This window comes from Phenylobacterium sp., assembly GCF_030646615.1.
In the GTDB taxonomy this organism is placed as follows: Bacteria; Pseudomonadota; Alphaproteobacteria; order Caulobacterales; family Caulobacteraceae; genus Phenylobacterium.
The window spans coordinates 70,050-87,767 of record NZ_JAUSLG010000014.1 but is presented as its reverse complement, the minus strand read 5'-3'; the positions used below and the strand labels follow the sequence as shown (position 1 = coordinate 87,767).

Sequence of the window (17,718 nt, the reverse complement as noted above, 5' to 3'; positions counted from 1 at the left end):
GATGATGGACGTCGGACCCTTCGAAATCCTGATCTCGGCCTTGCTGGTCATTGGCGGCGTCTTCGCCCTGGTGGGCTCCTGGGGCCTGGCGCGGATGCCGTCCCTGATGACGCGCCTGCATGGGCCGACCAAGGTGACGACCCTGGGCGTCGGCTCCCTGCTGGTGGCCTCAATGATCTTCTTCCCGGCGATCCAGGGGACCTATTCGGCCCATGAGCTGCTGATCACCCTGTTCCTGTTCCTGACCGCGCCCATCTCGGCCAACATGATCGCCAAGGCGCATCTGCATCGGCAGGGGCGGCACATCGATCCTAATCCGATGGATGATATCGCCGAGGGGCTTCCCGACACGGGGCTGGGGACGGGATGGGCGACCTTCCAGGGCCTGGACACCGATCAGCTCAACATCCCGCGCTGAGGCCTTGCTCCGTAGGCGGGAATCCATGATGGATCGCGCCGATGACAAATGACCCCTTCTTCCAGCGGCAAGACGATGGCCGCTTCCTGCCGACACCGGCCAGCCGAGGCCCGTGGAATCCGCAGTCCCTGCATGGGCGGGTGATCGTCGGCCTGCTGGGCCATGTGCTGGAAGCCGAGCACGGGGACCCCGACTTCATCCCCGCCCGGCTGACGGTGGACATGTACCGCCTGCCGGACTTCTCAGTCGTCGAGGTGACCACGCGAGTGGTGCGGGCGGGCAAGCGCATCAAGGTGGTGGACGCCGAGTTCATCAGCGGCGGGGTCAGCATGGGACGGGCGAGCTGCCAGTTCCTGCGTCGCACGGAGAACCCTGAGGGAACGGTCTGGACGCCGGGGAACTGGGACGTGCCGGCGCCTGCCGACATCCCGCCGCCGGAGGACAAGCGCATGGGCATGGGCGGCATGTGGGCCATGCGGCGGATCACCGGCGATTTCGGCGAGGTGGGCGTCAAGCGCACCTGGATGAGCGAGGTGCGCGAGCTGGTGGGTGGGGAGGCGCTGACGCCCTTCACCCGGGTGGCGGTGGCGGCCGACTTCGCCAGCCCCTTCGCCAATGCCGGCGACAAGGGACTGGCCTATATCAACAGCGACGTGACGGTCTATCTGCACCGGTTGCCGGCCACGGAATGGATCGGCTTCGAGGTGGTCAATCACGGCGCCAGCGACGGCGTCGCGGTGGGGGAGTGCTTCCTCTATGACGAACAGGGGCCGATCGGCTCGGCCGCCTGTACGGCGCTGGCCCAGGTGATGAAGCGCTGACTCGTTATGAGACGCTGACGGCGCGGCGGCACTCGGCGGCGAAACCCGCGGAGAGGCCCGCGGGCGGGACCATGTGCGGGCCGACGGTCTGGCTGCCATAGACCGCGCTGATCGCCGTGGCGTCTTCCAGGCGATCGAGGAAATCGGCGGAAATGTCGGCCTGGGCCCGCACCCCGGGCTCTCGGCCGCTGGCGCTGGCGACAAAGACGAACAGATCGTCATCGAGGCCGACGGTCAGGCGCTCTTCGCTGCCGATGGGGGTGAAGCCTTCAACCGCCAGGGTCATGATGGCCGGGTTGCGGATGCAGCCCAGCCGCAGGATGGGCGCGCCCGCGGCGTCGCTGAGGATCAGGGCGATTCCTTCGCCGGTGGAGGCCGTGCCCCAGGACAGGCCAGGCTCGATGGCGGCCGGCGCAGGAGCCTCAGCCTCAGCCCCGGGCGCCGGCGGCGGGGCGGCGGGCTCTTCGGCCGGTGAGCAGGCGCAAAGCGCCAGGGCCGCAGCGACGGCGGTCCCGGAGACGAACTTCATGGGGAGGCTCCTTTCCCCGCCATAGGGGGCAGGGGAAGGGCGGCGTCAAGGCTGGGATGTCAGCTTCGGCTGTTCATCTCGTCGCCCGCATCGCGGGGCAGGCGGACGTAGAAAATCAGCGACACGAAGGTGATGGCCCCGATCACCAGGAAGGCCGGCGAGATGGTGGCGGCGGTCATTTCGGCCTCGCCCGCCATCCGGGTGAAGACGTGGATCAGGGTGGCGGCCAGGCCGATGCCCACCGACTGGATCAGCTGCTGGGCCATGGCCGACATGGTGGAGGCGCGGCTCATCCGGTCCTGCTCGATCTCGGCATAGGCCAGGCCGTTCAGGCTGGTGAACTGCAGGGACCGGAAGAAGCCGCCAGCCAGCAGCACCAGCATGATCACCCAGTGGGGGGTGTCGACCCGGAAGCCGGCATAGGCCAGGAAGAAGACGCCGGTGACGACGGCGTTGACGATCAGCACGCGGCGAAAGCCGAAGCGGCGCAGGATCGGCGGTGCGGTGGTCTTCATGATCAGGGCGCCGGCGGCGCCGACGAAGGTGAGCAGGCCCGCCGCCAGCGCCGTCATGCCGAACGCCACCTGCAGCAGCATGGCCAGCATGAAGGGCGTGGCGCCCATGGCGATGCGCATGAAGGCGCCGCCGACCACCGAGGCCTGGAAGGTGGGCAGCCGGAAGAGGGAGAGGTCCAGGATGGCGTGGGGCGTTCGCCTGGCGTGCCAGGCATAGAGCCAGAGCATGGCCAGCCCGCCGAAGAACAGGCCGGCCACGGCGGCGGCGGGGAGGAAATCGCGGCCCAGATTCTCGAAGCCGAAGATCACGCAGGCCAGGCCCACCCCGGTGAGCAGCATGCCCTTCCAGTCCAGGCGCTTGGCGTCCTGGAGGGCGACATTGGGCACGAAGCGCAGGACCAGCAGCAGGCCCACCGCAGCGATGGGCAGGTTCATGAAGAAGATCCATGGCCAGTCCCAGAAGGTGACGATGAAGCCGCCCACGGGCGGGCCGATCACCGGACCCAGGAGGGCCGGCATGGTCAGGACCGACATGGCCCCGACCAGCTCGTTCTTGGGCGTGGTCCGCAGGAGGACGAGGCGGCCCACCGGCGCCATCATGGCGCCCGCCGCCCCTTGCAGGAGCCGCGCCCCGACCAGCTCCATCAGGGTGTCGGCGAAGCCGCACAGGGCCGAGGAGACGGCGTAGAGGGCCATGGCCAGGACGAAGATCCGCTTGGCCCCGAACTTGTCGGCCGCCCAGCCGCTGATCGGCAGGAAGACCGCCGCAGCCAGCAGATACATGGTGATGGCCAGGTTCAGGCGCAGAGGGTCCTCGCCCATGTCCCTCGCCATCGCGGGCAGGGCGTTGGACAGCACCGTGGCGTTCAGCGTCTGCATCATCAGGGCCGAGCCGATGACGGCGGGCACGATCCAGCCGCGGCTCAGCGCTGCGGCCCGTTCCTCAGGCGTCGCGACGACGGGCTTGTCGGGGTCGGCGGGGGTGTCGATGGCGGAGACCTCGGTCATGGCTGGGCCTCCACCAGGGCCATGAGCGGGCCGGCGGCGGCGTGCAAGGCCATGCGGGCGTCGGGATCAAGGGCGCTGAGCCGGGCGGCCAGCCAGTCGTTGCGCCGCCGCCGGGTCTCGGCCAGGGCGGCCATGCCGGCCGGGGTGATGGTCAGGCCGGAGCGACGGCCGTCGGAGGCGTGGCTGAGGCGGCTGATCCAGCCGGCGCTCTCCAGGCGCTTGATGTGGGTGCTCATGGCCGGGCGCGACATCTGCTCGGCGTCGGCCAGGTCGGACACGCCGACGCCGGGCTGGCGCTTGATCTCCACCAGCAGCAGGACGTCGAGGGCCGAGAGGCCGGCCTTGGACGCCTCCTGCCGCAGGCGACGCGACACCCGCAGCAGGGCGGGGCGAAGCAGCTCGGCGAGCTGGTCGGGGTCGAGGGCGGGCTCGGGGGACATGAGGCGATCTAGTTAAGTAGGTGAACTATCTATCTGGGTAGATAGACCCCTGACGCCTCAGGTCAAGGGCGCCGGCCGGCCCTATTGTCGGGGGCGTGTTGTGGTTCGGCGCCCAAGGATCGAGCGCGTTCCGTTCGTAGTGACGGAACGCGCTCGGACGCCTGGGACTCAGGATGCCGGCTGGGCTTCCAGAAGCGCGTTGTCGATCTCGTCCGCGCGTTGGGCGGCGGGGCGCTGGAGGTGGCGCTCGACATAGGCCTCGAAGGCCGGGCGCTTTTCGATCGTGTTGAAGTTCATCCCCCAGGACAGGTGCGAGGCGAGGTAGAGGTCGGCGGCCGTAAAGCGGTCCCCCACGAGATAGGCGCGGCCTTTGACCGCGCCTTCGACCGCGTCCAGCACATCCTCGAGGCGGCCGAAGCCCAGCATGCGGCTCTGCTCGGCCGTGGGTTCGAAGTTCACCGCCTTGGCGCCGACGGCCTGCTCGATGGGGCCGGCCCCGAAGAACAGCCAGCGATAATAGGGTCCGCGGAGCGGGCTGTGCGCCGGCGGCGCGAGGCCGGCGTCGGGGAAGATATCAGCGAGGTAGGCGCAGATGGCGGCGCATTCGGTGACGACCACCCCGTCATGGACGATGGCCGGGACCTTGCCCATGGGATTGATGGCCAGGTAGTCGGCCGCCTTGGCGTCGCCGGTTTCCCAGCGCAGGACCTTGGTCTCATAGGGCTGGCCGACCTCTTCGAGCATCCAGCGGATGATGCGGCCACGCGACATGGGGTTGGTGTAGAAAACGAGGTTGGTCATGGTCAGCTCCTGTTGTGTGCGACCCTATAGGCCGAGGCTGCTGACAGCGACGTGGCAGCAGCCGTTCAGGCGGGTTGCGGCGGGCGCAGGACCGGCGGAATCCAACCCTCCTCCAGGGCCTTGCGGGGATGGGAGGCGGTGACGTGCCCCATGAACGAGGGCCAGATGTCATAGCCCAGCAGGGTCTGCAGCCTGGGGCTCATGGCGCGCACCTGCTCCCGAGGAACGCCAAGATAGAAATTCTCCTGGGTGCGAGCCCAGGGTTGGCAATACTGGTTGGTCAGGGCCAGGCGGGGGGCCGATGAACGGTTGGCGCCGCCCCGGTGCAGCATGTGGCCCTGGAAGACGATGGCCGAGCCGGCCGGCATCACCACCGGCTCCAAGCGGCTGGCGGCGTCAGGGTCCTGGCTGAAGGCCGCCACCTCATCGTCGCTCCACAGATGACTGCCCGGCAGGATGTCGGTGGCGCCGTTCTGGTCGGTGAAGGGATCGATGGCGACAATGACGCTGAGGCTGACGGGCGGCCTCGGGCGCGGCAGGCGGTAGAAGCTGTCGTCATAGTGGAGGCCCTGGGCGGCCTCGCCGGGCTGGATGGCGATGGCCTGGCTGGCGGTGAGCAGATAGCCGGGCAGCAGGAAGCGGTCGAGGAGGGCGAGGATACGGGGATCCTCGGTCAGGTCTTCGAACACCTTGCCCCGGGCCACCAGGGTGTAGACCCGCTCGGTGTCGAAGCCTTCGAAGGCGTTGCGGCCGCGGTGGCCGCCCAGGTGCGGCGCGAGGTCTTCGCGCACCTGGGCCAGCGCCGCCTCATCCAGCAGGTTGTCCAGGCGGGTGTAGCCGTCCTGGGCCATGCGTGCGGCATGGGCTTCCACGTCGAAGGTCGCGGTCGGCAGGTCCATGGCGTGCTCCCAACGTCTCGCGCCTCTGACGGGCGCGTGGGGGCAGCATAGACCCGGCTTAAGGCAGGGCGCTACGGACGGCGCGCAGGGCGCAGAGGGCGGCGCGGGCTTCGTGCGACAACTGGGCCAGTCGACGACGGGCGGCGGGCGAGGCCGGGTCGGCCAGGCCGCGGGAGGCGGCTTCGCGGAGGGCTTCGGCCTGCTGATCAAGGGCGCGGGCGGCGCGCTGGAGATCGGTCAGCGCCGATTTCAGGCGACCCTCGGGGGACTGGGCCCAGGCGCGGGCGCTCGCCAGACGGCTCTGGGTGAGGTGGCGGATCTGGTCGGGGCTGCGGCGACGGGGCGGCTCAGGGGCCAACCCTGCCCAGGCGACGCCCCAGGCGCGGTTCGCCTGGCCGTGACGCCAGACCTGCTCATCGGCGCGGTCGAGGGCGGCGCAGGCGGCAGGGAGCTCAGCATCGGTGGCGGATTGCGGCATGGGAAAACTGTATAATAGATACAGAATTGCGCAACCAGAAGTGCAGGCTCAGATGGCGGACTGAATGATCCGTCGGGCCTGGAAGGGCGGGATGATGGCGGTGATATGGGCCGCCCAGCGCAGGCGGGCGTCCTGGCGGGTGGGGCCAGCCACGCTCTCCAGGTCGAACAGGCCCGAGCGGGAGCCGCGCAGCAGGCGCTTGACCAGCACCTCGTCGGTGTCGACCTCGACCACCACCACATGGCCCAGCATGTCGGGCGTCGGCGGGGTGCGCTGGTCCTCGAAATAGATCAGGGCCCCGTCGTCGGCGAGGCCGCGCATGGAATGGCCGACCACCCGCAGGGCGGCGGCCTTGTCCGTGCCGCCTGGGGGGATGGGGGCCAGATCCCCCGCATCCTGGCCGGTGGCGAACAGGACGACCCCGTCGGGATTGGCGCCGACCCGGCCGAGGATCGGGACGTAGCCGGCCAGCGCCGAGGCGCGGATGGGGCCGGCGGCGTCATAGAGCCATTCGGCGCTGACCCCGAAGGCGGCGGCGTACTCCTTGGCCTTGCGATAGGAGAAGGGGGCGTTGCCGTTCTCGTTGGAAGCGTAGGTGTTGCGGTTCCAGCCGAAGGCCTCGGCCGCGGCGGCGGCGGTTTCATGGCCGGCGTCGAGGCGGGCCTGGCGGAGGCGGTCGGAGCGCTCGTTCATGGCGGTGGTCTAGCGCAACTTGGGATAACTGTACATAGCCTACAGTTTCTGCTTGCCGATTGTATGTATGAAAAATACAGTCTGCCCATGCAACAGACACATCCCGTCCGGGCCCCGGCCCGAAGCCCCACCAGCCTGGGGGACTACGCCAATCTCCGCCGCGGTGGGACATCGCCGGGCAGGGCCCGGGCGCTGCTGCGGCTGGAGGAGCGCGAGCTCGCCCGGCTGGAGCGGGCCTTCCGGGGCCAGGTGGCCCGCGGGGCGGGCGAGGCCCAGCCGCGCTTCGCCCACCATGACCGCCACGTGGCCAAGGTGATGGGGCAGGGCGGCTTTCCGGCCCTGACCGAGACGCGGGTGGGGCGCAACGGCGTCCATGTGGGCCTGCCGCTGGTGTGGCCGGAGGGCGGACGATGAGCGGCGCGCCGGGGGACGCCGGCAGCCTGGTGGCCCAGGCCCTGGGTCATCGGACGCCGGGGGATCGGGCTCAGTTCCTGAAGGAGCTGCTGGCCCATACGGCGGCTGGCCTGGTGATCCTGGAGGGGGAGCGGGCCGCCAGCGAGGCGGTCTATCGCCTGGCCGATGCGGTGGTGTCGCGGGGGCGGCCATGAGGGGACAGATCTTTGACCCCGCAGCCCGGACCCGGGCGCGGCTGCGGGCGCTTGAGAGCCGGGCCAAGGCGCGGGCGGAGGCCGAGGCGGTTACGGGGGGCGTGGCCGAGACGGTCGGTCTGTCGGAGGCCCGCGGGGCGGCGTTCGAGGGGCCGGCCTCGCCCGGCCGGCCCTATCGCCGGCAGGCGGGGCTGGACTGGCTGGCGCGTAAAGGAAAGATCACCGCGGCCCAGAAGAGCGCCGGCGAGCGCTACGGCGCCCTCTATCGCCGGGCTGCGCGGGAGGGCGCCATCCGCTCGACCCTGGACGTGCGGCCCGGCGGCGGCGGCCCGGCGGGTCCGGGCGCCCGGGAAGAGGTGCTGCTGATGGCCGCCGAAGGCTCGGCCCAGGCAGCCGCGCGGCTGGCGGCGATGCGGGCGAGGCTGTGGGATCAGGCCGATCTGGTGAGCGCCTGCGACCTGGTCTGCGGCCAGGAGCTGGCGCCCCGCGAGGCCGTGGCCAGCGAGCGGGAGGTCGGGCGCATCGAGGCGTTGCTCGGCGTGGCGCTGGATGTGCTGGCGGGTGGGCGGGGGTGAGGGCAAATGTTCAGTCGCCTGCGACTTGCCCGATCCGAGGTTCGGTCCCGTTCAGTAGCCGCTTTGCATTGGCGCGATGGCGGACAACAACATAGACGCCACCCGCCCAGACCACCAATTGGTAAGGCAGGGGCTGCTCCAGGATGACGACGAGAAGCATCGCCGTCAGCGCGGCCAATATGGAACCGAGAGAGACAATCCGGGTGACGGCCAGCGCGATTGCGAAGACGGCCAGCGCACCGATGGCGACAGGCCATGCAAGCGCCAATACGACGCCCAGACCCGTCGCCACGGACTTTCCGCCACCAAAACCGAGCCAGATCGAGCGGCTGTGCCCAAGCAAGGCGGCGGCCGCCGCCAGGCTGGCGGCCCAGGGGGTCCAGACTTGCTCATCGAGGACGACCGGCAGGGAGATCGATGACTCAAAGAGCCAGGCGCTGAGCCAACGAACCAGGATGACGGCCGCCACGCCCTTCAGGACATCCACCATCAGCACGCCTAGGGCGGGTCCCTTGCCGAGCACTCTCAGCGCATTCGTTGCGCCAACCGATCCTGATCCATGATTGCGGATGTCCAGCTGATAAAGCCGGCCGATCAGATAGGCCGTCGGGATGGACCCGAGGAGGTAGGCCGCTAGCCAACCAGCCAGAGAAGCGCTCCAGAAGATCATTGGGCCTCACCCCTAAGGTGCTCAAGCAGCTTCAGCTTAGCTCTGACACCGGCTCGCGCGCAGGGCTAGCTTCTGACCAAGCTTGATCGTCTCTCAATTGAGATGCAAATTAACGGCGCCTCCAGGAGGAACAGCTATGGCCGTGCAAACCTCAATGCTCCATGTGCGCGTGGACGAGCAGCTCAAGGCCGACGCCTCGGAGAAGCTCGCCCGTGTCGGCCTCACGGTCTCTGACGCTGTTCGCATCCTGCTGACCCGCATCGCCAGGGAGGGGGGGCTGCCGGCCGGACTTACGTCCGATCCGGAAGCCCACGACGCCTGGTTCCGCGCCAAGGTGCAGGAGGCGCTCGCTGATACAAGCCCAGCAGCGCCCCATCGGCAGATGATGGACGAAGCCCAGGCGCGGATCGACCGGAAGCGCCGTGACCGCCTGGTCGATTGAATGGCGAGAGGCGGCGCGCGCTGACCTGCTCGAGATCCTGGACTACATATCCGACGACAATCCCGACGCCGCACAGCGGTTGAAGGATGAGCTTGAGCGCTTGAGGCACCAGACTTGCTAGGCCCCAGCCAAGAACGGATCTCCGGTGTCAACTGATAGGCCGGCGTTGGGATTTCGCGACTCCCCTCCAAGGTTGTATGACGCTTGGACGAGGGGCGACGTTGCTAGACTGCTCCGTAGGAGACGGCATTGGGCAGGGCACCAGCTTCTGACTACCCGGGCGGCTCAAAGAAGCGCGTTACGAAAGCGGGCGCTGCCGTTCGCAGTGGTACCGAAGACTTAGACGACCTGATCGTCATCAACGTCTGGCGGGCAGCCCACAAGCCCGTGCTGAACACCTTTCAGGCCATCCTACGCAATCGAACGCGGGGCACTGATGTCGTTGTCGCTCAGCGCCACAAGCGAAAGCGGACAATCTTCGGGAAGCTCCTTCGCTTTCCTGGGATGGAGCTTGCTCGGATGGATGATGTGGCGGGGTGCCGACTCATTTTTCCGACGATCAGTGACCTTTACGAATTTCGCGATCGACTTCACCTGGCGAAGTTCAACCACAAGCGTAAGAACGAGGTCGATAAGTACGACTACATCAAGTGCCCGAAGAGCACGGGCTATCGCGGCATCCATGATGTCTACGAGTACGACGTCCAGTCCGAGAGCGGGGTAGGCAGCAAAGGCCTTCTAATCGAGCTGCAGTATCGCACCTCGGTTCAGCACGCTTGGGCTACGGCGGTTGAAGTGATTGGTTTCATCACGTCTAGTCAACCAAAGTTCCAAGAGGGCGATCAGCGGTACGAGAATGCCATGCTGTTTGCGAGCGAGATCATCGCGCGCGCGCATGAAGGTACGCATGGATTTCTACCGTCGATGGAAGACGAGGATGTTCTACAGTCCTTTGTTAATCTCGATCATGAGTTGGGGCTGATGAATCTACTGCGGAGCCTGAATGCCGCTGACGCAGATGTGAGCGCTAACCGCAATGTTATATTGATATTTTCTGACAAGGATGAATTGGAAACTCGCAGTTTTGCCAGCGCGACCGAAGCGCTAAGAGTGTTATTTGAACTAGAACAGTCTAACCCAGGTAAGGACATTGTATTGGTTCGCGGAGACACAACTGATGACGTGAGAATTGCATTCCGAAACTACTTTTCGGATGCAAGAGAGTTCATTCATCTGGTTGAGAGCGGGTGTGAGAAGCTTGCCGGTCACAGGATTTTGCATATGAGTGATGGGGCCAAGACGGATTTTGGTGACGAAGATTGGATGCCCTGAGGATGATTTTCGCCTGATAGAAGCCGCGAGTTGCCGGGACGAGGTAACCAAGCGGACGCTGGGGGCGCCGCCGCCGTGGATGAAGAAGGGGCGCGAGCCGAAGCCCCCGCCCAAGCCGGAGTAAGCCACGTCGGGCCTAGAGCCGTTAATGGAGACGATGACGGCCGAGAAGCTGCCCTGGGTGAGCACGCCGGCGGTGGAGGGGTTCGAGGGATTTCCGCAGCTTGCGGATTTTGGCCGGCAGACGGCGTCGCGCCGCGGCGCCACGGCTCGGCGGCCAGCCAGTCGTCCCACACCGGCCCCATGAAGCGACGAAGGCGGGTGGCCGTGGCGACGAGTTGGGCCCGCAGGGACGGCCCGCCGCCCAGATCAGCCATAGGCCAGGTCGGGGTGGGGGGCGCCGGCGGCGATGAGCTCAAGGATTTCGGCGGTGGGGCGGACGTCTCCGAACGAGCGGTAGATGGTGTAGAGGGCGGCGTTGTGGGCGGCGTCGGTGACCGTGGCGGTGGCGTCGGCGACGAAGATGACCCGGTAGCCCAGGGTCGAGGCGTCGCGGGCCGAGCTTTCGCAGCACACATTGGTCACTGTGCCGGTGATGATCACCGTCTCGATCCCGCGGGCGGCGAGGCGGTCATGCAGGTCGCAGCGGCCGGGGAAGAAGGCGCTGGCGGCGGACTTCTCGGCGACGATCTCGCCCTCGATGAAGTCGAGTTCCGGGCAGAGCCGGTCGCGGGGCGCGCCCTGGCCGCCGGAGGAGCCATAGGCCTGGGCGATCTGTTCTCCATAGAATTCGACGGCGCGGGGGTTGGGCGGCCCAGCGTCGGCGGGCAGGACCCAGGCGACCAGGCCGCCGGCCTCGCGCAGGGCGGCGGCCAGGCGGTTGATGGGCGCAATGGCGTCGCGGCAGTGGACATTGGCCTGCGCGAAGAAGGGGACCATGTCGATGACGACGAGGGCCGTGGTCGCTGGGTCGAGACGCTCATAGGCATGGCGTCGTCCGCGGCGGGTTTCCTGGCGAAGATACTCCCGCTCAGCGATCATCCAGTTGTGCGCCATCGCCTTGCCCCGCTAGAGTGTTCATGAAATGTACCCGGCCATCTAGCAGATCGATCATGACAGATTACGCCTCGTATATGATCTGCACCGCCCCGCGCAGCGGGAGCACCCTGTTGTGCCGACTGTTGGCCGAAACGGGGGTGGCGGGGCGGCCCGCTTCGCATTTCCACGAGCCCTCGCTGGCCGAATGGACGCGGCGGCTCGGCCTCGATCCAGGGGCCGGCGCCTCGGAAGGCGAGATCGTCGAGGCCTGCATCCAGGCGGCCCTGGCGCGGGGGCGCAGCGACAACGGGGTGTTCGGCCTGCGGCTGCAGCGGCCCAGCTTCGACTTCTTCTTTTCCAGATTGGCGGTGGTCCATGCCGATGGAGGGTCGGAGCGGGCGCGGTTTGAGGGTGTCTTCGGGCGCACCCTGTTCATTCACCTGTCCAGGGCCGACAAGGTCGAGCAGGCGGTGTCCTGCCTGAAGGCCGAGCAGACCGGGCTTTGGCACGTGGCGGCCGACGGTTCGGACCTGGAGCGCGTCGGGCCGCCTCGTGAGCCGGAATATGACGGCCAGAAGCTGCAGGCCTGGGTCGAGGCCATGGTCGGCTATGACCGGGACTGGACCGCATGGTTCGCCGCTGAGGCCATCACGCCGGTCCGCATCGCCTATGATGACCTGTCGGCCGATCCGACAGGAACCGTGCGCCGCGTCTTGGGCGCGCTGGGGCTGGACCCCGCGGCGGCCGACCGAGTTTCGCCCAGCGTGCGGAAGATGGCGGACGACACCAACCGGGACTGGGCGGCGCGGTTTCGAGCCGAGGCGGGCCTGGCCTGATCTATCGCCTTGGCGGGTCTTGGCGCAGATCTGTCATGGGCGCAGGATAGGTTGAGCCGAAGTCCTCAGAGGAGACGGTCGTGGTCGGGATTCTGGAAGACAGGGACCGGATATTCACCAACCTCTATGGCCTGCACGACTTTGGCCTCGAGGGCGCCCAGCGGCGCGGCGCCTGGAACGGCACGGCCGATATCCTGGCCCAGACCCCGGAATGGATCTGCGACCAGATCAAGGCTTCGGGCCTGCGGGGACGAGGCGGCGGCGGCTTTTCGACCGGATTGAAGTGGAGCCTGATGCCGCCGCCTAGCGCGCGGCCGCACTATCTGGTGGTCAATGCCGATGAGTCCGAGCCCGGCGCGTGCAAGGACCGCGAGATCCTGCGCAACGACCCGCACCTGCTGATCGAGGGCTGCATGATCGCCAGCTACGCGATCCGCGCCCATACCGGCTACATCTATATCCGCGGTGAATATGTCGCCGAGCGCGCGCGACTCGAAGCCGCCATCCGCCAAGCCTATGAGGCCCGGCTGATCGGCAAGGACAACATCCACGGCTGGGACTTCGACCTCTACGTGACCCATGGAGGCGGGGCCTATATCTGCGGCGACGAGACCGCCCTGATGGAGAGCCTCGAGGGCAAGAAGGGCCAGCCGCGGCTGAAGCCCCCGTTCCCGGCCGGCGCCGGCATCTGGGGCGCGCCCACCACCATCAACAATGTCGAGACCATCGCCGTGGTCGGCAGCATCCTGCGTCGCGGGGCGCAGTGGTTCGCAGGCTTTGGCCGGCCCAACAATGTCGGCGTGAAGCTGATGGCCGGCTCTGGCCATGTGAACCGGCCGGGCGTGGTGGAAGAGACCATGGGCGTGCCGATGCGCACCCTGATCGACGCACACTTTGGCGGGGTGCGGGGCGGCTGGGGCAATCTGAAGGCGGTCATGCCTGGGGGCGTGTCCATGGCCATGATCCCGGCCGAAATGGCCGAAGAGGCCGTCATGGACTACGACGCGTTGCGGGCCATGCGTTCAGGCCTGGGCACAGCGACCATGATCGTGTTCGACAAGGAGGCCGACCTTGTCGCCGCCGTGGCGCGCATCGCCCGCTTCTTCAAGCACGAGAGCTGTGGCCAGTGCACGCCCTGCCGCGAAGGCACCGGCTGGATGTGGCGGGTGATGGAGCGGATGGCGACCGGCGAGGCCGAGATGGCCGAGATCGACCTGCTGCTCGACGTCGCCTCGCAGGTGGAAGGCCACACCATCTGCGGCCTGGGCGATGCGGCCGCCTGGCCGATCCAGGGGCTCTTCCGTCATTTCCGCCCTGAGGTTGAGGCGCGGATCGTCAGGTACCGCGCACGCCGGATCCAGGTGCAGGGCGCATCCTTGGCTGCGGCGTAGGAGCCGGCGTCACTCGCTCTCTAGCGCCTGGATCATCGCCACGCGGGGGGCGTGGCGGCCGGCTTCGAAGTCGGTGGTGAGGAAGGCGTCAATGATGGCGAGGGCCAGGCCTTCTCCAACCACGCGGGCGCCGAGCGCCAGCATGTTGGCGTCGTTGTGGGCGCGGATCATGGCCGCGGAATAGGGCTCGGCGCAGACGCCGCAGCGGACGCCCTTCACCTTGTTGGCGGCCATCATGATCCCTTGGCCGGTCCCGCAGAGCACGATCCCGAAGCGGCAGTCGCCGGAAGCCACGCGGCGGGCGGCGGCCTCGCCGTGGCGCGGATAGTCTGTGCTCTCGGCCGTGGTCGGACCGATGTCGAGGACCGTCCAGCCCCTGGCCGCGAGGTGGGCGGCGATGGCCTGGCGCAGCGGGATGGCGGTGTGGTCGCTGGAGAGGACGATCCGGTCGGGTAGGGTCATGAGCGTGGGCCGCCTGTGGGGGCTCATCGGGAGCCCCGGTCTACGAATGAGGATAGCGAGGCCATCCCCGGCGCAGGAGCGGATTCTCACGCTCATGAACGCGTGGTGGTACATCCTCGGTCCTGCGGTCTGGACGGCGCCGGCCCGTCCTGCGCAGCTTACCGGTTCCAGGCAGGGGAGGTGACCATGGGCGACAAGACCAGAGACGGCGGGTGCCGGTGCGGGCAGGTGCGGTTCCGGGTGACGGCGGCGCCGAAGGTGACCATGGCCTGCCACTGTCGGGGCTGTCAGCAGATGACGGCCAGCGCGTTCTCGCTGAGCGCGCTGTTTGCTTCGGACGACTTCGAGGTGACGGCCGGCGAGCCGGCGATCGGGGGCTTGCATGGCCCGACGCGGCACTTCTTCTGTCCGTATTGCATGAGCTGGATTTTCACGCGGCCGGAGGGGGCCGACCGGTTCGTCAATGTGCGCTCGACCCTGTTCGATGACCCGTCAGGGCTGGAGCCCTTCATGGAGACCATGACGGCGGAAAAGCTGCCCTGGGTGAGCACGCCGGCGGTGGAGGGGTTCGAGGGCTTTCCGCAGCCGGCGGACTTCGGGCGGCTGATGGGCGCCTATGCGGCGCGGTCGGCGGACTGAGGCGAGTGTGGGAGGCGGAGCGAAGGATCGCCCCGCCTGTTGTCGTTAGGGCTCAGGCCTTTTGAATGGCCGCGGCGATCTCGTCGGTGGTGTGGCCGGTGAGGTCCTTGGCGATCTCGCCGACCAGACGGGACTCCGTCTCCTTGTGCCAGCCCTTGCGGAGCTGACCCAGGGTCTTGGGGGCGGCGATGACCAGCAGCTTCTCGGCGCGGTGGGTCAGGATCATGTGGTTCAGGACGTCGGCGACGCCCATGGCGAAGCCGTCCTCGGCCTGGGTGTCATTGTCGGGATTGGCGTCGCTGGAAATGCGGCCGGCGGCCCCGGAGGCGCGATCCTCGATCTCGGGCGTCGACAGGGCCTTCAGGTCGATGTCGGTGTGGCCGACATTCTGGAAGAGCGCCAGCTTTTCGCCATCGACGACAGCCACATGGGCGCCATTGGGAAGTATCATCTGGAAGCTCCGATTGTTGCAGGATCGCTTGAACGTGCCGCGGGGCGCCGCGGTTGCCAATTGAGGGCGAACCCCTAGTTGTTCCTATTTTGTTCTTGCGTTCCCGCGGGATTTTGGTAGGTTCTGTGTATGGGTCGTTCTTGCGTCTGAGGCGCTGACGACGCCGCGGCGGGCGAGGCCCCGCACTGGCATGACATCTCTCCTGGCGAAGCGTTGAGCCGGCGGCCTTTCGGCGGCCGGCCTGGCGCGTGGCTGGGCTGAAGCCGCCCCCTGTCCCTCCCCCGGGGCGGCGGCGCGCCCTGAGGTGGTGTGTGCGAGGCGGCGTTGTCAGGCGCAGCAGGAGCCCCGCGCCCGGCTCCAGGAGCCATGTGCGCGCCTCTCGTGGGGCGCGGAGCGGGCGCGGGGCGGACGGCCCAACCTGTTTCCTGAGTATGAGGTCAGCCATGGCGCGGGCGGTGCGGCGGCGGAAGGATCCGCGCGAGGCGGTGCTGGCCCTGGCGCCGCTGGCGGTGGAGACCCTGGCGGAGATCATGCGCGGGGCCGGCAGCGACACTGCGCGCATCGCCGCGGCCCGGGAGGTGCTGGACCGCGCCCACGCCAAGGGCAAGCCCGCCGAGGGCGAGGGCGGGCTGACCATCGTGGTGCGGCGGTTTTCCGACCCCGGGGACGCCGAGCCTGGCCCGGCCGAATGAAGGGCGCCGAGATCGAGCTGCCCCATGGCTGGCGCCCGCGGGACTATCAGGCGAGCCTCTGGCGCTATCTGGAGGGCGGGGGCCTGAGGGCCGACGTGGCCGCCCACCGGCGCTGGGGCAAGGACGATGTGGCGCTGAACTGGACCGCGGTGAGCGCGGTGCAGAAGCCCGGCGTCTACTGGCACCTGCTGCCGGAGAGCGCCCAGGGGCGCAAGGCGATCTGGGAGGCGGTGAACCCGCACACGGGCAGGCGGCGGATCGACGAGGCCTTCCCGCCGCAGATCCGCAGCGCCACCCGCGACGGCGACATGAGCATCCGCCTGGCCAATGGCGCGGTCTGGCAGGTGCTGGGCTCGGACAATTATGACAGCCTGGTGGGGGCGCCGCCGGTCGGCGTGGTGTTCTCTGAATGGGCGCTCGCCAAACCTGAGGCCTGGACCTACATCCGGCCGATCCTGGCGGAGAATGGCGGCTGGGCGCTGTTTCTGTGGACGCCGCGGGGACGCAACCACGCGGTGCGCGCCTTTGAGGCGAGAGCGCGGGACGCGGCCTGGTTCACCCAGCGCTCGCCGGCCACGGAGACAGGGGTTTTCACGCCGGCCCAGCTGGCCCGGGAACGGGCCGAGCTGGTGGCCGAGACCGGGTCGAAGGAGGAGGGGGAGGCCCGGTTCGCCTCGGAATATCTGGTGGACTTCGATGCGGCTGCGCCAGGCGCCTACTATGCCGGGCAGCTGGGGGAGGCGCAGGGCGCCGGGCGGATCGGACGTGTTCCGCACGACCCGGCCCTGGCGGTGCATACGGCCTGGGACCTGGGCATCGACGACTATACGGCCGTCTGGTTCTTCCAGCAGGTGGGGCCTGAGGTGCGGGCCATCGACTATTTCGAAACCAGCGGCGAGGGGCTGCAGGCCATCGTGCGCGAGGCGATCGCGGCGAAACCCTACGTCTATGGCGCCCACCACCTGCCGCACGACGTGATGGTGCGCGAGCTGGGCGCTGGAGGGCGGTCGCGGTTCGAGACCCTGGGCGGCCTGGGCGTCTCACCCATTGAGGTGGGCCAGGCGACCCATCCGGAGGAGCGGATCAACGCCGCGCGGCTGATGATCCCCATGACCTGGTTCGACGGTGAGGCCTGCGCGCTGGGGCTCGACCGGCTGCGGACCTATCGCAAGCGCTGGAATGCGGCGACGCGGGCCTATGGCGGACCGCTGCACGACGCCGCCAGCCACGGCGCCGACGCCTTCGGCGAATTCGCCCTTAACCGCCGCGGGGCGGGGGCGCGGAGGGCCGGGCGGCGTGGGGCCGGCGGGGCGAGCGGGAGCTGGATGGGGTGATGATGGAGACGGAGAAGAAGATGGCGAAGCGTTTCGACGATCTTGGCCTGCCGGGGTGGGTGAGCGATGGGCTGCGACGCGTTCTGGGAACGGACGCGGAGGTGCAGCGGCTAAACGGCGCCTCGGGTCTCGCGACCGACGGATACGGCGAGCCCGCGCAGGGCCTGCGACCCGGCTACGGCCGAGGTGGCATGCCGGCGGCGGCCCAATTAGGTGTCGCCTTCGCGGCCTTGGCGGGGAACTGGGCGAATGTTCCGGCTTCGAAGGCAGCCGTCGAGGCCAGTCGACCGCCGACGGTTCCAAAAACGGAATACTCAGACCGGGATAAGTACTTTCATTGTCGAGCCAACTGCCAGGCCGCTCAGGCGGGGCCTGTCGCGGAGGCAACCGCCGGCTGGGCAAGTGACAACGCGAAGGAGTTTATCGACGAGTACACGACAAAGGGCGGCGCCGAAGAGGCCGACCGAGAGGCAAACCGCCAGGGACGGCGAGTGGGTAGCGCCGGCGGCCAGTGCTACGAGGGCTGTAAGGACTTGATGAAAAGCTGGGTCGTTCTCCCGCAGCGCTACCGATAGGTTGCCTTTTCAATAGCTTCGTGTTCTCGCTATGTTCCTGGGCTTGGCCATTGGTTTATTTTGAGTTTGCG

25 protein-coding genes are annotated in these 17,718 nt (G+C 68.1%); 14 read left to right on the top strand and 11 right to left on the bottom strand.

What is annotated here, in order from left to right:
* Position 1: 1 nt before the first annotated feature.
* Both Q7S93_RS02520 and Q7S93_RS02515 read left to right on the top strand, forming a co-directional pair.
* Entirely contained in the window at positions 2-418 is a 417-nt protein-coding gene (locus Q7S93_RS02520; protein WP_304712001.1) for a Na+/H+ antiporter subunit G, read from the top strand.
* Between the two features lie 41 nt (positions 419-459).
* Complete coding sequence (locus Q7S93_RS02515) at positions 460-1,239, top strand: acyl-CoA thioesterase domain-containing protein (RefSeq protein ID WP_304712000.1); 780 nt, start codon at positions 460-462, stop codon at positions 1,237-1,239.
* A gap of 4 nt (positions 1,240-1,243) precedes the next feature.
* Here Q7S93_RS02515 and Q7S93_RS02510 read toward each other — a convergent pair whose 3' ends face one another.
* From Q7S93_RS02510 to Q7S93_RS02480, 7 genes are all read right to left on the bottom strand, one after another.
* Positions 1,244-1,768 carry a hypothetical protein gene (locus Q7S93_RS02510; protein WP_304711999.1) on the bottom strand — a complete coding sequence of 175 codons (525 nt, stop codon included), beginning with the start codon at positions 1,766-1,768 and terminating at the stop codon, positions 1,244-1,246.
* Between the two features lie 59 nt (positions 1,769-1,827).
* The gene (locus Q7S93_RS02505) at positions 1,828-3,291 is read right to left on the bottom strand and encodes an MFS transporter (RefSeq protein WP_304711998.1); all 1,464 of its coding nucleotides are present in this window, start codon (positions 3,289-3,291) and stop codon (positions 1,828-1,830) included.
* The gene (locus tag Q7S93_RS02500) at positions 3,288-3,731 is read right to left on the bottom strand and encodes a MarR family winged helix-turn-helix transcriptional regulator (protein ID WP_304711997.1); all 444 of its coding nucleotides are present in this window, start codon (positions 3,729-3,731) and stop codon (positions 3,288-3,290) included. Before Q7S93_RS02500 ends, Q7S93_RS02505 begins: the two co-directional genes overlap by 4 nt.
* Before the next feature lie 168 nt (positions 3,732-3,899).
* Complete coding sequence (locus Q7S93_RS02495; protein WP_304711996.1) at positions 3,900-4,532, bottom strand: glutathione S-transferase family protein; 633 nt, start codon at positions 4,530-4,532, stop codon at positions 3,900-3,902.
* 65 nt (positions 4,533-4,597) lie between these two features.
* Entirely contained in the window at positions 4,598-5,431 is an 834-nt protein-coding gene (locus Q7S93_RS02490; protein WP_304711995.1) for a phytanoyl-CoA dioxygenase family protein, read from the bottom strand.
* Between the two features lie 58 nt (positions 5,432-5,489).
* Positions 5,490-5,909: a hypothetical protein gene (locus Q7S93_RS02485; protein WP_304711994.1), complete on the bottom strand. Its 420-nt coding sequence runs from the start codon at positions 5,907-5,909 to the stop codon at positions 5,490-5,492.
* 48 nt (positions 5,910-5,957) lie between these two features.
* Complete coding sequence (locus Q7S93_RS02480; protein ID WP_304711993.1) at positions 5,958-6,602, bottom strand: helix-turn-helix domain-containing protein; 645 nt, start codon at positions 6,600-6,602, stop codon at positions 5,958-5,960.
* Positions 6,603-6,689: 87 nt separating this feature from the next.
* On the opposite strand from Q7S93_RS02480, the gene Q7S93_RS02475 reads away from it, so the two are divergent.
* The 3 genes from Q7S93_RS02475 to Q7S93_RS02465 are packed head-to-tail and all read left to right on the top strand — an operon-like array spanning position 6,690 to position 7,785.
* Positions 6,690-7,016, top strand: coding sequence for a hypothetical protein (locus Q7S93_RS02475; RefSeq protein WP_304711992.1), 327 nt, complete (start codon positions 6,690-6,692; stop codon positions 7,014-7,016).
* Positions 7,013-7,210, top strand: coding sequence for a hypothetical protein (locus Q7S93_RS02470; protein ID WP_300574762.1), 198 nt, complete (start codon positions 7,013-7,015; stop codon positions 7,208-7,210). Before Q7S93_RS02475 ends, Q7S93_RS02470 begins: the two co-directional genes overlap by 4 nt.
* Positions 7,207-7,785 carry a hypothetical protein gene (locus Q7S93_RS02465; protein ID WP_304711991.1) on the top strand — a complete coding sequence of 193 codons (579 nt, stop codon included), beginning with the start codon at positions 7,207-7,209 and terminating at the stop codon, positions 7,783-7,785. Before Q7S93_RS02470 ends, Q7S93_RS02465 begins: the two co-directional genes overlap by 4 nt.
* A 10-nt stretch (positions 7,786-7,795) precedes the next feature.
* Here Q7S93_RS02465 and plsY read toward each other — a convergent pair whose 3' ends face one another.
* Positions 7,796-8,455, bottom strand: a complete 660-nt coding sequence (gene plsY, locus Q7S93_RS02460; protein WP_304711990.1) for a glycerol-3-phosphate 1-O-acyltransferase PlsY — start codon at positions 8,453-8,455, stop codon at positions 7,796-7,798.
* 136 nt (positions 8,456-8,591) lie between these two features.
* Between plsY and Q7S93_RS02455 the strand changes: the two genes are divergently transcribed.
* The 3 genes from Q7S93_RS02455 to Q7S93_RS02445 all read left to right on the top strand — a co-directional run bounded on the left by Q7S93_RS02455 (position 8,592) and on the right by Q7S93_RS02445 (position 10,229).
* On the top strand, positions 8,592-8,897 hold the full coding sequence (locus Q7S93_RS02455) for a type II toxin-antitoxin system RelB/DinJ family antitoxin (RefSeq protein WP_304711989.1): 306 nt from the start codon (positions 8,592-8,594) through the stop codon (positions 8,895-8,897).
* Positions 8,878-9,018, top strand: a complete 141-nt coding sequence (locus tag Q7S93_RS02450) for a type II toxin-antitoxin system RelE/ParE family toxin (protein WP_304711988.1) — start codon at positions 8,878-8,880, stop codon at positions 9,016-9,018. Before Q7S93_RS02455 ends, Q7S93_RS02450 begins: the two co-directional genes overlap by 20 nt.
* Positions 9,019-9,146: 128 nt before the next feature.
* Positions 9,147-10,229 (top strand): RelA/SpoT domain-containing protein, encoded by a 1,083-nt coding sequence (locus Q7S93_RS02445; RefSeq protein WP_304711987.1) that lies wholly within the window; start codon positions 9,147-9,149, stop codon positions 10,227-10,229.
* A 369-nt stretch (positions 10,230-10,598) separates the two neighbouring features.
* Here Q7S93_RS02445 and Q7S93_RS02440 read toward each other — a convergent pair whose 3' ends face one another.
* Positions 10,599-11,285 carry an isochorismatase family cysteine hydrolase gene (locus Q7S93_RS02440; protein ID WP_304711986.1) on the bottom strand — a complete coding sequence of 229 codons (687 nt, stop codon included), beginning with the start codon at positions 11,283-11,285 and terminating at the stop codon, positions 10,599-10,601.
* Positions 11,286-11,341: 56 nt separating this feature from the next.
* Here Q7S93_RS02440 and Q7S93_RS02435 point away from each other — a divergent pair, with 56 nt between their 5' ends.
* Both Q7S93_RS02435 and nuoF read left to right on the top strand, forming a co-directional pair.
* On the top strand, positions 11,342-12,103 hold the full coding sequence (locus tag Q7S93_RS02435; protein WP_304711985.1) for a Stf0 family sulfotransferase: 762 nt from the start codon (positions 11,342-11,344) through the stop codon (positions 12,101-12,103).
* A gap of 80 nt (positions 12,104-12,183) precedes the next feature.
* Entirely contained in the window at positions 12,184-13,494 is a 1,311-nt protein-coding gene (gene nuoF / locus Q7S93_RS02430; RefSeq protein ID WP_304711984.1) for an NADH-quinone oxidoreductase subunit NuoF, read from the top strand.
* Positions 13,495-13,503: 9 nt separating this feature from the next.
* Here nuoF and rpiB read toward each other — a convergent pair whose 3' ends face one another.
* Complete coding sequence (gene rpiB, locus Q7S93_RS02425; RefSeq protein ID WP_304711983.1) at positions 13,504-13,956, bottom strand: ribose 5-phosphate isomerase B; 453 nt, start codon at positions 13,954-13,956, stop codon at positions 13,504-13,506.
* 186 nt (positions 13,957-14,142) lie between these two features.
* On the opposite strand from rpiB, the gene Q7S93_RS02420 reads away from it, so the two are divergent.
* The gene (locus Q7S93_RS02420) at positions 14,143-14,595 is read left to right on the top strand and encodes a GFA family protein (protein ID WP_304711982.1); all 453 of its coding nucleotides are present in this window, start codon (positions 14,143-14,145) and stop codon (positions 14,593-14,595) included.
* A gap of 52 nt (positions 14,596-14,647) precedes the next feature.
* On the opposite strand, the gene Q7S93_RS02415 is transcribed toward Q7S93_RS02420, so the two are convergent.
* Positions 14,648-15,046, bottom strand: a complete 399-nt coding sequence (locus Q7S93_RS02415; protein WP_304711981.1) for a host attachment family protein — start codon at positions 15,044-15,046, stop codon at positions 14,648-14,650.
* A gap of 443 nt (positions 15,047-15,489) precedes the next feature.
* Between Q7S93_RS02415 and Q7S93_RS02410 the strand changes: the two genes are divergently transcribed.
* Genes Q7S93_RS02410 through Q7S93_RS02400 form a run of 3 tightly spaced genes read left to right on the top strand, consistent with a single transcriptional unit; the run spans position 15,490 to position 17,647 of the window.
* The gene (locus Q7S93_RS02410; protein WP_304711980.1) at positions 15,490-15,738 is read left to right on the top strand and encodes a hypothetical protein; all 249 of its coding nucleotides are present in this window, start codon (positions 15,490-15,492) and stop codon (positions 15,736-15,738) included.
* On the top strand, positions 15,735-17,072 hold the full coding sequence (locus tag Q7S93_RS02405; protein ID WP_304711979.1) for a hypothetical protein: 1,338 nt from the start codon (positions 15,735-15,737) through the stop codon (positions 17,070-17,072). The genes Q7S93_RS02410 and Q7S93_RS02405 overlap by 4 nt, the downstream gene beginning before the upstream one ends.
* Positions 17,072-17,647 (top strand): hypothetical protein, encoded by a 576-nt coding sequence (locus Q7S93_RS02400; RefSeq protein WP_304711978.1) that lies wholly within the window; start codon positions 17,072-17,074, stop codon positions 17,645-17,647. The genes Q7S93_RS02405 and Q7S93_RS02400 overlap by 1 nt, the downstream gene beginning before the upstream one ends.
* Positions 17,648-17,718 lie beyond the last annotated feature (71 nt).

Bases quoted from the DNA above. Each gene is read 5' to 3' on its own strand.
- Q7S93_RS02520 (WP_304712001.1), top strand. From the start codon at position 2: ATGATGGACGTCGGACCCTTCGAAATCCTGATCTCGGCCTTGCTGGTC.
- Q7S93_RS02515 (WP_304712000.1), top strand. From the start codon at position 460: ATGACAAATGACCCCTTCTTCCAGCGGCAAGACGATGGCCGCTTCCTG.
- Q7S93_RS02510 (WP_304711999.1), bottom strand. From the start codon at position 1,768: ATGAAGTTCGTCTCCGGGACCGCCGTCGCTGCGGCCCTGGCGCTTTGC.
- Q7S93_RS02505 (WP_304711998.1), bottom strand. From the start codon at position 3,291: ATGACCGAGGTCTCCGCCATCGACACCCCCGCCGACCCCGACAAGCCC.
- Q7S93_RS02500 (WP_304711997.1), bottom strand. From the start codon at position 3,731: ATGTCCCCCGAGCCCGCCCTCGACCCCGACCAGCTCGCCGAGCTGCTT.
- Q7S93_RS02495 (WP_304711996.1), bottom strand. From the start codon at position 4,532: ATGACCAACCTCGTTTTCTACACCAACCCCATGTCGCGTGGCCGCATC.
- Q7S93_RS02490 (WP_304711995.1), bottom strand. From the start codon at position 5,431: ATGGACCTGCCGACCGCGACCTTCGACGTGGAAGCCCATGCCGCACGC.
- Q7S93_RS02485 (WP_304711994.1), bottom strand. From the start codon at position 5,909: ATGCCGCAATCCGCCACCGATGCTGAGCTCCCTGCCGCCTGCGCCGCC.
- Q7S93_RS02480 (WP_304711993.1), bottom strand. From the start codon at position 6,602: ATGAACGAGCGCTCCGACCGCCTCCGCCAGGCCCGCCTCGACGCCGGC.
- Q7S93_RS02475 (WP_304711992.1), top strand. From the start codon at position 6,690: ATGCAACAGACACATCCCGTCCGGGCCCCGGCCCGAAGCCCCACCAGC.
- Q7S93_RS02470 (WP_300574762.1), top strand. From the start codon at position 7,013: ATGAGCGGCGCGCCGGGGGACGCCGGCAGCCTGGTGGCCCAGGCCCTG.
- Q7S93_RS02465 (WP_304711991.1), top strand. From the start codon at position 7,207: ATGAGGGGACAGATCTTTGACCCCGCAGCCCGGACCCGGGCGCGGCTG.
- plsY (WP_304711990.1), bottom strand. From the start codon at position 8,455: ATGATCTTCTGGAGCGCTTCTCTGGCTGGTTGGCTAGCGGCCTACCTC.
- Q7S93_RS02455 (WP_304711989.1), top strand. From the start codon at position 8,592: ATGGCCGTGCAAACCTCAATGCTCCATGTGCGCGTGGACGAGCAGCTC.
- Q7S93_RS02440 (WP_304711986.1), bottom strand. From the start codon at position 11,285: ATGGCGCACAACTGGATGATCGCTGAGCGGGAGTATCTTCGCCAGGAA.
- Q7S93_RS02435 (WP_304711985.1), top strand. From the start codon at position 11,342: ATGACAGATTACGCCTCGTATATGATCTGCACCGCCCCGCGCAGCGGG.
- rpiB (WP_304711983.1), bottom strand. From the start codon at position 13,956: ATGACCCTACCCGACCGGATCGTCCTCTCCAGCGACCACACCGCCATC.
- Q7S93_RS02420 (WP_304711982.1), top strand. From the start codon at position 14,143: ATGGGCGACAAGACCAGAGACGGCGGGTGCCGGTGCGGGCAGGTGCGG.
- Q7S93_RS02415 (WP_304711981.1), bottom strand. From the start codon at position 15,046: ATGATACTTCCCAATGGCGCCCATGTGGCTGTCGTCGATGGCGAAAAG.
- Q7S93_RS02410 (WP_304711980.1), top strand. From the start codon at position 15,490: ATGGCGCGGGCGGTGCGGCGGCGGAAGGATCCGCGCGAGGCGGTGCTG.
- Q7S93_RS02405 (WP_304711979.1), top strand. From the start codon at position 15,735: ATGAAGGGCGCCGAGATCGAGCTGCCCCATGGCTGGCGCCCGCGGGAC.
- Q7S93_RS02400 (WP_304711978.1), top strand. From the start codon at position 17,072: ATGATGGAGACGGAGAAGAAGATGGCGAAGCGTTTCGACGATCTTGGC.